Origin of the sequence: Cupriavidus sp. UME77 (assembly GCF_014170355.1) — a bacterium.
GTDB classification, from domain to species: Bacteria; Pseudomonadota; Gammaproteobacteria; order Burkholderiales; family Burkholderiaceae; genus Cupriavidus; species Cupriavidus basilensis.
In genome coordinates this window covers 58670-67800 of the sequence record NZ_LZZU01000061.1, presented here as the reverse complement: position 1 = coordinate 67800, position 9131 = coordinate 58670, and the positions used below count along the sequence as shown (strand labels likewise).

Here is a 9131-nt window from a genome sequence, read left to right as displayed (position 1 = left end):
AGGTGAATACGCAGCATCGCTGCGAGGGGAAACGGCCGGCGGCCCGTTGCCTTGGTCGGGGCGTGCGGCGCAATCAGCGTCAGAAACTCATCCCAAGGTACCGCGCGCTCCATCTCATCGAGAAACACGCGCTTGCGCGTGCGGCGGTTGCTCAGGTCCAGGCCAAGGTCAGTTTGTTTCATGCACTTATTGTCGCTGGAAAACCCCGCCATGAGCGCCCGGTCTGCGGCGAGTTTTGAACACCATCCTTAGCCTCTTGCTCCCGAACGATGCGCTCAAAAAGATACGCGGCCGCTTAGCGCGCATATTTTCCGACGACGCTTTGGGCGCCCAGCGCATGGCCTTTCAGCGCCTGCATCAGTTCGTCCCTGTTCAAGCCGGGCGGCAGCGCGGTTGGCGCAAGGTCTGTGGCGATGACGGTCAACACATAATGGTGCGGCGCATCACCAACCGGCGGACAAGGACCTCGATAAATCGGCTCGCCCCGGACATTCTTGCCAACGGTGACGCCATGGCCATCGGCCTGGCCCTCGCCTTCCTTCAACTGACCGCGATCGGCGGCGATGTTATAGGCAACCCAATGCGAATTGCCTAGCCCCATATTGCCGTCGGGATCCAGTAACAGCACCGCCATGGACTTGGTGCCGGCCGGGAGATTCGACCACGACACCTGCGGCGACACGCCTTTACCGCCGCAATCGGACGTATTGTTGCCATACAGCGTAGGGATCGTCGCCCCATCCGCGAACGAAGTGGACGACACTTGCATGGCCGCCGCATATGCCGTGCCAATGCAGCCCAGAACCAGTGCGCCAGCCAGCGGCGCGAAGCGTGTTCTCATGCAATTCATTTGTGTCTCGCTCCGATGGAATGAGTGGAATGTATTCGGCACACGCAAAGGAAGGTGCGCTTATACCGCGTATACCCTCTGGCATTCACGATTGCCCGGACTTAATATGGGCTTGATCGTGCTCAAGGCTGTTACTTAGTACGGACGATGTCATTGGATATAACGTTAAAAATATAACGACTAACGGAGACGTCCATGCAAGATTATCAAAGCCTTGTGTTCATGTGCGCAATTGGCTTGGTGTGCCTCTATGTCTTGCTCGGCACACTCTCCCAATCGCTCGCGATCAAATACGGTGCGCCCGCCATCGTTTCCGTCCTGATGGTGGCGTTCTCGGTCTCGCCGTGGCACGTGGCGGGGTAAACCAGAACCACAACCACAATCGCCAGCGGCCGCGGAGGCCTTGATGCGCCGAGTGGCCGTTAAGTGCGTTCTAGCGGGAATCACCGCATTGCTGGCCGCGCCCGGTGTGGCGCTTGCGCAGCCTGCCCAAGCTTTTACCACCGCGCCCGTCAACCTGCGTGCCGGGCCCGCACCGGATTACCCGGTGGTGGCGCAGCTGTCCGGCGGCGTGCCGGTCACCGTGATGGGGTGCGTCAGCCAGTACACATGGTGCGACGTGGCGCTGCCTAACCTGCGTGGCTGGGTCTATGCCGGGCAGCTTGGTTATCCCTATCAGGGCGGCAGTGTTCCGGTGCTGAACTACGGTACCGTGGTCGGCCTTCCCATCATCACGTTCTCCATCGGCTCCTACTGGGGCAACTACTATCGTGGACGGCCTTGGTACCACGACCAGGGACGCTGGGCGCATCGCCCGCCCTATGGGCCGGGGCCGGGCTATCCGCCAGTACATGTGCGCCCGCCTGGTGGCTATCCGCCCGGCCGGCCGCCGGGTCATGCAAGCGGAGGCAGCCATGGTGGTGGTGGTCACGGTGGGGGTGGTCACGGTGGGGGTGGTCACGGTGGTGGCGGTGGTCACGGTGGTGGTAGCGGTCACGGCGGTGGAGGCGGCGGCAGCCATGGTGGCCACGGCGGTCGATAGCAGCGCGCCCAAACGGCGCTCGCGACGCACACTGGCAAACGGGTTCAGCCAGCCTGGAAATTTTGGCCATTGCCGGGCACGCCGGCGTGGCCCAGAATTTCGCGCACCCCTGTCCATACGGACGGCTGCGATTCATACAAGAAAACCAGGAGACCACCATGCGCGACTACGCCGAGGCCATCGCCGGCTTTTCCTATGAGGCATCGATCTCGGAGCGCCTGAGCGGCAAGCTCGATGCCATCAACGCCTGCGTCGAATGCTGCGACCGCCATGCACTGCCAGGGCGCATCGCGCTGTTCTGGGAGAGCCGCGATGGCACCAGCGAGACCTATACCTTCAGCCAGTTGCAGAAGCTCTCCGCGCAGTTCGCCAGCTTTCTCGCGGCGCAGGGCATCGGCCCCGGCGACCGTGTGGCTGGCCTGCTGCCGCGCACGCCCGAGCTGCTTGCCACCATCCTCGGCACCTGGCGCGCGGGCGCGGTCTACCAGCCATTGTTCACAGCCTTTGGCCCCAAGGCCATCGAGCATCGCCTGCAAACCTCCGGCGCCCGGCTCGTGGTCACCGACGGCGCCAATCGCGCCAAGCTCGATGAGGTGGAGAACTGCCCCGACGTACTCACCGTTGGCGGCGCCAAAGGCCGCGGCATCGCGCGCGGAGACTTCAGTTTCTGGGCCGAGCTTGACCGCCAGCCGGCCCGGTTCGATCCTGTCATGCGCAGCGGCGACGATCCGTTCCTGATGATGTTCACCTCCGGCACCACCGGCCCCGCCAAACCGCTGCTGGTGCCGCTCAAGGCCGTGGCTGCGTTCGCGGGCTATATGCGCGACGCGGTCGACCTGCGCCCGGAGGATGCCTTCTGGAACCTCGCCGATCCTGGCTGGGCCTATGGCTTGTATTACGCGGTGACCGGGCCTCTGGCCCTGGGGCATCCCACCACGTTCTACGACGGCCCATTCAGCATCGAGAGCACATGCCGGATGATCGACAAGTACGGCATCACCAACCTGGCCGGCTCACCCACCGCCTATCGCCTGCTGATCGCGGCGGGGCAGGCCGTGGCCGGCCCGCTGCGCGGCAAGCTGCGCGCGGTCAGCAGCGCGGGCGAGCCACTCAACCCGGAAGTGATCCGCTGGTTCGCCGACCAGCTCGGCGTCACCATCCACGACCACTACGGCCAGACCGAGCTCGGCATGGTGCTGTGCAATCACCACGCGCTGCGCCATCCTGTGCACCTGGGCGCGGCGGGCTTCGCTAGCCCGGGCCATCGCGTGGTGGTGCTGGACGACGACGCACGCGAGTTGCCGGCCGGCCAGCCTGGCACGCTCGCGCTGGATATGTCCAAATCGCCGATGGCCTGGTTCGCCGGCTACCATGGCACGCCCACCGGCGCCTTCGTCGGCCAGTACTACCTGAGCGGCGACACCGCGGAGCTGAACCCCGATGGCAGCATCAGCTTTATCGGCCGCGCCGACGATGTCATCACCACCTCCGGCTACCGCGTCGGCCCGTTCGACGTGGAGAGCGCGCTGATCGAGCATCCGGCGGTGGTCGAGACCGCGGTCATCGGCAAGCCCGATCCCGAACGCACCGAACTGATCAAGGCCTTTGTCGTTCTCGGCCCGCAATACAAGGCGAGCCCGGAGCTGGCCGAAGAACTGCGCCTGCACGTGCGCAATCGCCTTGCGGCCCACGCCTATCCCCGTGAAATCGAGTTCGTGCCCGAGTTGCCGAAGACACCGAGCGGCAAGGTCCAGCGCTTTATCCTGCGCAACCAGGAAGTGGCGCGGCAGCGCGAGGCGCAGGCGTAGCGTTGCCGGCACGGCTGCTGGCGCGGCAACAATGGGGCGCTGCCTGGCAGCGCCCTTTTTCCCTTCTCCCGAGTCCACGTGTGGCCGGAAGCGCTTTTTGACGGGCCGCTAAAGATGTCCAATCTTATCGAACAAGATTGCCAACTCTTTCGTACGGCTTATTGCCCTGCGTTGTCCATACTCCATTCACACCACCACAACACGTTCTCAGGAGAACACCATGAATCGCTTCGAAGGCAAAACCGTACTGGTCACTGGCGGCAACAGTGGCATGGGCCTGGCTACCGCGCAGGCATTCGCCGCCGAGGGCGCGCGCGTGATCGTGACGGGCCGGGACACCGCGACGCTGGAGGCCGCCAAGCCCACGCTGGGTGCCAACGCGCTAGCCATCCAGAATGACGCCGGCACCGTGGCCTCGGCCCGCGCGCTGGCAAAACGCCTCACCGATGAAGGCATCAAGCTCGACGCCGTGTTCATCAACGCGGGCGTCGCCAGGTTCGCACCGCTGTCGGATGTCGAGGAATCGATGTGGGACCAGACCTTCAATACCAACGTGAAGGGTCCCTTCTTCCAGATCCAGGCACTGACGCCGCTGTTCAATCCAGGCGCATCGATCGTGCTCAACGGGTCCATCAATGCGCACATCGGCATGCCGTCATCTGCCGTCTATGCGGCCAGCAAGGCCGGCCTCATCTCGCTGGCCAAGACCCTCTCGGCCGAACTGCTGCCGCGCGGCGTACGCGTCAACGTGCTCAGCCCGGGCCCGGTGACCACGCCGCTCTACGGCAAGCTCGGCATGGACGCCGACTCCCTCGCCAACACCGCCGCCCAGATCAAGAGCCAGATTCCGCTCGGCCGCTTTGGCGAGGCGAAGGAAATCGCGGCAACGGTGCTGCATCTCTCGGCCACCGAGTCGGCGTTCATCGTCGGCACGGAGATCATCGTCGACGGCGGCATGAGCCAGCTGTGAGGCTTGAGCGGGCTCAACTGACTTAACTGACTTAGCTGACCTGGCATCAGCAAGGAGCACTGAACACCATGAGCGAGAACATCGCCTTTGTCGTCCACCTTCCGGGTAAGCCGGAGCATCGCGACGAACTCGAATCCAGCTTGCTGCAAGTGCTGGAGCAAATGGCCAAGGAGCCGGATTTCGTCAACACCTACCTGCATCGCTCGGTCGAAGACCCCGATACGCTGGTGCTCTACGAGACCTGGGCTTGCAGCCCCGCGTATTTCCAGAAGCATCACTTGAGCCGGCCCTATCGGCAAGCGTATGAGCAGGCATTGCCGAGGCTGCTCAAGCGCGAGCGCACGCTGGAATTCCTCAAGCCGCTGCGCGCGTTTGAAAAGCCGGCGGCATAGGGCCGGAGCGTTGCTTGTGCCGCCTGGCGGGGCGGGCAGGAAGACGGTTATCCGGCGGTGGAGGACTCCGCCGGCTTGCCCGCCGTGTCGCTAGCGCGTTCCCGCAGCCAGGCTACGCGCTCTCGGGCCCAGAGCGCGCCCTGGCTGAGCCGGTAGCCCGCCAGACCCCATGACAGCCGGCAGTTCCTGATCCGGCTGATGACGCTAGGCGACGAGCAATCACGGCTGTTTCGCTTGTTCGTGCTAACGCTCGATGGCGTGCCGGTGGCCATCAACCTGCTTGCTGTGCGCAGCCATTGCGTCGACCTGATCATGAACACCTACGACGCGGCCTATGCGCGGCTTTCGCCCGGCACGGTACTGATCGAGCAGCAGGGCGCCGCTGCGCACGCGTGGCAGGTAGACCAGATCGGGCCTGACCGAGGCTAGCATCTCCCGCCAGGTGGCGGCGACCAAGTTGGCCGCGTCCGGCCCCGGCTCGACCAGCATGTCGTGGGGCGGGTTGTATGCCGGCGCCAATGGCTGCACGAAACGCCAGCACAGCTTGCGATAGCTCACCAGCGGCCAGAGCACTTTGAGCGCGCCGCGCCGGCGCCCGACCACGCAATGCAGTTTGTGGCCTGCCGCGGCAGCGACAACTTCCAGGCTGCTGGCGCAGTAGGCAAAGGCCTGAAAATGCTCGCCTTGCGCCGTGTGCCATAGCGCATCCCATTCCGGCTGCAACGCACGAAACGCAGGGATGTCGCTAATCACCTTGTGCTGCAAGGCATCGTTCGTCATCTGGATTCCGTACGGAGCACGTCGGGAGGATAGACAGGCGCATGTTAGCCGCCGCATGTGGTGCAAAAACGTGCGATTGCCAACAGAGGGGAGAAAAGTCCCTGGAACGGCGGGGGCGGTGGGGTACTACCGAAAACACCCCCACACGGTTGGGTATGCGCATGTCGACCTTGCTGCACAGCAGCAAGCGAGATACTCCGTTTGTTCGGGTATGTCCCTAGGGGCTATCCAAATAGAGGGCTCTAGAATCTGCCCTTGGATGGTGCACTGCGCAAATCGGTGACGCCGCCGCCTTTCCGAATCTCATATTCGACCCGCTTGCCGCGACGGCACATCCCGTGCATGTCGACCCGGCTGCCGGGCGATACACAGGAGAACACGCATGTTCGTTTTTTCGTCCGACCAGTTCGCTGAAGCCCAGAAAGCCCATTTCGCCAACTTGTTCGCGCTGACGAATACGGCTTTCGACGGTTTCCAGAAACTGGCCGAGCTGAACCTGCAAGCCGTGAAGTCGAACCTGGCGGAGAGCCAGGAGAGCGTGCAGGCGGCCTTGTCCGGCGGCGACCTGAAGGATGTCTTCAGCGCACAGGGTAAGTTCGCGCAGCCGGCAGCCGACAAGGCGCTTGCGTATGCCCGCCATGTGTACGAGATTGCCTCGGCCACGCAGGCCGAGCTCACCAAGACGGTGGAGGCGCAATACGAACAGCACAACCGCAGCGTGCAGACCTTCGTCGATACGTTCGTGAAGAATGCGCCGGCCGGATCGGAGGCGATCACCGCCCTGCTGCAGCAGACGGTTGCCGCCGCCAACAACACCTACGAATCGGTGCAGAAGGCCTCGAAGCAAGCAGCTGAAACGGTGAAGTCCAACATCGAAGCATCGACCGCGGCAGCGACTGGCGCAGCCCAGCAAAGCGCACGCCGAGCAGTCAAGGCATCTTGAAGTAAAGCACGCCTGCGCAGCGCGGCCTTCCCGTGCTGCGCGGCAGATTCGCGCATTGCCTTCGGCTACGCCGGGCGGCTCTTAGTGCAGGTGCCCGCCGAACAGCCCTAGCAAGCCGATGATGATCAGGTAGATTGCCACGATGTAGTTCAGCAACCGCGGCATGATCAGGATCAGGATGCCCGCGATCAGCGAGATCAGCGGGCTGGCGTTCGTGATGGCGATCATGATGGATCCCTTTCACAGCAGTGCAGTCCATGCACTGCGATGGACGCGCTGGCACGATGCCGCAGCGCGGCCCGCCAAGCCAGGATCTGGAGCGATCCGGGCTTGACGAGGCTGTCCGCAACAGGCTTATCGCTTGCGCGGACTTGCGCTTGCTCGCGCTTACTTGCCCTTCGGCTTCATCAGGTTTTTCGCCTCTTCGATGTTCTGCTCCGCGCGCTTGGTAATCACGGCCAGCGCCTCGGCCTGCGATTTCTGCGCCATTTCCGCCAGTTCACGCATATTGTTGAACGCCTTCTGCAGGCCCTGCTGAACGAACTCGCCCTGCTTGGCCATGGCCTCGGCCGGGTTGCCGCCGGTGGTCATCTTTTGCGCCGCCGACTGGATCTCCTGCATGGTCTTGCTCAGGATCTCCGTTTGCTTCTGCACCAGTGCCTGCATGCCTTCGTAGGCCACCTTGTTGGCCTCCGTGATGGCTTCGATATCCTTGCGCCGCGCTTCGATTACCGAAGTCATATCGACCCCGGGGAGCTTGTACTGCTCGAGCAACTTGCTGAAATCGGTGAACGGATTGGACGGTGTCGACATGATGCATCTCCTCGCTGGGGGTAGGTGAAGCAGGAAACTGGCCGCGCCGCGATCCGGATGCTTCTGCCCGATCCACTTCTCGACCGCGGGCGCGGTAGCTCAAGTGTAGCGCGTACCGCACGCCGCCAGGAGGGGAATGCGCCACCGTTTGCAGCCGAGCGCTTCGGAATTCACTTCAGGCCGCCCCGGCCCTCACCATGCCTGCACCAGGCCGTTCGAATTCGGCGAACGCTTCCTTGAAAACTATGAACTGGCCCGCACCCGGGGGCCGCCGATACACTCGCCCGCACCACAACCCATTGTCTTGCGGAGACCTCATGCTTCATCAGGCCCTGGCCGGCATCAAGGTGCTGGATTTGTCCCGGATACTGGCCGGCCCATGGTGCACGCAGAACCTGGCCGACCTGGGCGCCGAAGTCACCAAGGTGGAACGCCCCGGTCACGGCGACGATACGCGCGGCTGGGGCCCGCCCTACTTGCACGCGCCCGAAGCCAACGCGGGCGGCGATGACGAGGCTGGCCTCTCCGCCTACTTCATCTGCTGCAACCGCGGCAAGCAATCCGTGGCCATCGACTACGCCACTCCAGAAGGCGCCGCGCAGATCCGGAAACTTGCGCTGCAGGCCGATGTGCTGGTGGAGAACTACAAGGTTGGGACGCTGCGCCGCTACGGCTTGGACTATGCATCGCTCAAGGCGCTCAACCCGCGGCTGGTCTACCTGTCGATCACCGGTTTTGGCCAGAGCGGCCCGATGGCCGACAAGCCCGGCTACGACTATGTGTTCCAGGGCATGGGCGGGCTGATGAGCTACACCGGGCACCCCGACGGCGAGCCTGGCGCCGGCCCGCTGCGCACGGGCGTGGCGGTGGTGGACCTGACCACCGGCATGTATGCCACCTCGGCGGTGCTGGCGGCCTTGCTGCGCCGTCACGCCACTGGCGAAGGCGAATACCTGGATATCGCCCTGCTCGACGTGGCAGTCGCGCTCAATGCCAACCAGGCCTCCAACTACCTGGTGTCCGGCAAGGCGCCGCAACGCAGCGGCAATGCGCATCCCAACTGCGCGCCGTACGAAGTCTTCCGCTGCGCGGATGGCCACCTGATCCTTGCCATCGGCAACGACGCACAGTTCGCGCGCTTCTGCGAAGTGGCCGGCCTCGGCGCGCTGGCAACGGACCCACGCTACGCCAGCAACTCCGGGCGCATCGCCAATCTGCCGGCACTGCGCAAGCTGCTCACCGACGTGTTCCCCACCCGCGACCGGCAAAGCTGGACGCAAGCTTTCGACGCGGCCGGCGTGCCATGGGGCCCGATCCACTCCATGGCAGAAGTGTTCGCGCATCCGCAGGTCGCGCACCGCCAACTGGTGCAGCAAGCCGAGCACCCGGTGCTTGGCCGCGTGCCGATGATCCGCAACCCCATGCTGGCCGGCAGCGGCGCGCAAGCACTGGCGCCGCCGCCGCTGCTCGATGAGCACGGCCGGCGCAACGGCGGCTAGTGCCAGCGCGCACCAACACATAAACAAATCCATC

The 9131-nt window shown here is 64.1% G+C and carries 11 protein-coding genes and 1 pseudogene; 8 read left to right on the top strand and 4 right to left on the bottom strand.

What is annotated here, in order from left to right; translation table 11 throughout:
* Positions 1-182 (bottom strand): annotated as a pseudogene (locus tag A9975_RS25300) (IS5/IS1182 family transposase); the annotation flags it as partial.
* 113 nt (positions 183-295) lie between these two features.
* Positions 296-850 (bottom strand): YbhB/YbcL family Raf kinase inhibitor-like protein, encoded by a 555-nt coding sequence (locus A9975_RS25295; RefSeq protein WP_183035157.1) that lies wholly within the window; start codon positions 848-850, stop codon positions 296-298.
* A 195-nt stretch (positions 851-1045) separates the two neighbouring features.
* On the opposite strand from A9975_RS25295, the gene A9975_RS25290 reads away from it, so the two are divergent.
* From A9975_RS25290 to A9975_RS25260, 7 genes are all read left to right on the top strand, one after another.
* The gene (locus tag A9975_RS25290) at positions 1046-1213 is read left to right on the top strand and encodes a hypothetical protein (RefSeq protein ID WP_170301751.1); all 168 of its coding nucleotides are present in this window, start codon (positions 1046-1048) and stop codon (positions 1211-1213) included.
* A 43-nt stretch (positions 1214-1256) separates the two neighbouring features.
* A complete protein-coding gene (locus A9975_RS25285; protein ID WP_183035156.1) occupies positions 1257-1892 on the top strand; it encodes an SH3 domain-containing protein in 636 nt (211 codons plus the stop codon).
* A 158-nt stretch (positions 1893-2050) separates the two neighbouring features.
* A complete protein-coding gene (locus A9975_RS25280) occupies positions 2051-3700 on the top strand; it encodes an acyl-CoA synthetase (protein WP_183035155.1) in 1650 nt (549 codons plus the stop codon).
* A gap of 220 nt (positions 3701-3920) precedes the next feature.
* Positions 3921-4670, top strand: a complete 750-nt coding sequence (locus A9975_RS25275; protein ID WP_183035154.1) for an SDR family oxidoreductase — start codon at positions 3921-3923, stop codon at positions 4668-4670.
* A gap of 68 nt (positions 4671-4738) precedes the next feature.
* Entirely contained in the window at positions 4739-5062 is a 324-nt protein-coding gene (locus tag A9975_RS25270; protein WP_183035153.1) for a putative quinol monooxygenase, read from the top strand.
* 198 nt (positions 5063-5260) lie between these two features.
* Positions 5261-5491 carry a GNAT family N-acetyltransferase gene (locus tag A9975_RS38605; protein ID WP_183035152.1) on the top strand — a complete coding sequence of 77 codons (231 nt, stop codon included), beginning with the start codon at positions 5261-5263 and terminating at the stop codon, positions 5489-5491.
* A gap of 733 nt (positions 5492-6224) precedes the next feature.
* On the top strand, positions 6225-6785 hold the full coding sequence (locus A9975_RS25260) for a phasin family protein (RefSeq protein WP_183035151.1): 561 nt from the start codon (positions 6225-6227) through the stop codon (positions 6783-6785).
* 81 nt (positions 6786-6866) lie between these two features.
* Here A9975_RS25260 and A9975_RS25255 read toward each other — a convergent pair whose 3' ends face one another.
* Together A9975_RS25255 and A9975_RS25250 are read right to left on the bottom strand one after the other, a co-directional pair.
* A complete protein-coding gene (locus tag A9975_RS25255) occupies positions 6867-7013 on the bottom strand; it encodes a DUF3096 domain-containing protein (RefSeq protein WP_174426797.1) in 147 nt (48 codons plus the stop codon).
* A gap of 159 nt (positions 7014-7172) precedes the next feature.
* Entirely contained in the window at positions 7173-7598 is a 426-nt protein-coding gene (locus A9975_RS25250; RefSeq protein ID WP_150984274.1) for a phasin family protein, read from the bottom strand.
* 317 nt (positions 7599-7915) lie between these two features.
* Here A9975_RS25250 and A9975_RS25245 point away from each other — a divergent pair, with 317 nt between their 5' ends.
* Positions 7916-9097 (top strand): CaiB/BaiF CoA-transferase family protein, encoded by a 1182-nt coding sequence (locus A9975_RS25245; RefSeq protein ID WP_183035150.1) that lies wholly within the window; start codon positions 7916-7918, stop codon positions 9095-9097.
* The last annotated feature ends 34 nt before the right edge of the window (positions 9098-9131 follow it).

Bases quoted from the DNA above. Each gene is read 5' to 3' on its own strand.
- A9975_RS25245 (WP_183035150.1), top strand. From the start codon at position 7,916: ATGCTTCATCAGGCCCTGGCCGGCATCAAGGTGCTGGATTTGTCCCGG.
- A9975_RS25250 (WP_150984274.1), bottom strand. From the start codon at position 7,598: ATGTCGACACCGTCCAATCCGTTCACCGATTTCAGCAAGTTGCTCGAG.
- A9975_RS25260 (WP_183035151.1), top strand. From the start codon at position 6,225: ATGTTCGTTTTTTCGTCCGACCAGTTCGCTGAAGCCCAGAAAGCCCAT.
- A9975_RS38605 (WP_183035152.1), top strand. From the start codon at position 5,261: ATGACGCTAGGCGACGAGCAATCACGGCTGTTTCGCTTGTTCGTGCTA.
- A9975_RS25270 (WP_183035153.1), top strand. From the start codon at position 4,739: ATGAGCGAGAACATCGCCTTTGTCGTCCACCTTCCGGGTAAGCCGGAG.
- A9975_RS25290 (WP_170301751.1), top strand. From the start codon at position 1,046: ATGCAAGATTATCAAAGCCTTGTGTTCATGTGCGCAATTGGCTTGGTG.
- A9975_RS25280 (WP_183035155.1), top strand. From the start codon at position 2,051: ATGCGCGACTACGCCGAGGCCATCGCCGGCTTTTCCTATGAGGCATCG.
- A9975_RS25275 (WP_183035154.1), top strand. From the start codon at position 3,921: ATGAATCGCTTCGAAGGCAAAACCGTACTGGTCACTGGCGGCAACAGT.
- A9975_RS25255 (WP_174426797.1), bottom strand. From the start codon at position 7,013: ATGATCGCCATCACGAACGCCAGCCCGCTGATCTCGCTGATCGCGGGC.
- A9975_RS25285 (WP_183035156.1), top strand. From the start codon at position 1,257: ATGCGCCGAGTGGCCGTTAAGTGCGTTCTAGCGGGAATCACCGCATTG.
- A9975_RS25295 (WP_183035157.1), bottom strand. From the start codon at position 850: ATGAATTGCATGAGAACACGCTTCGCGCCGCTGGCTGGCGCACTGGTT.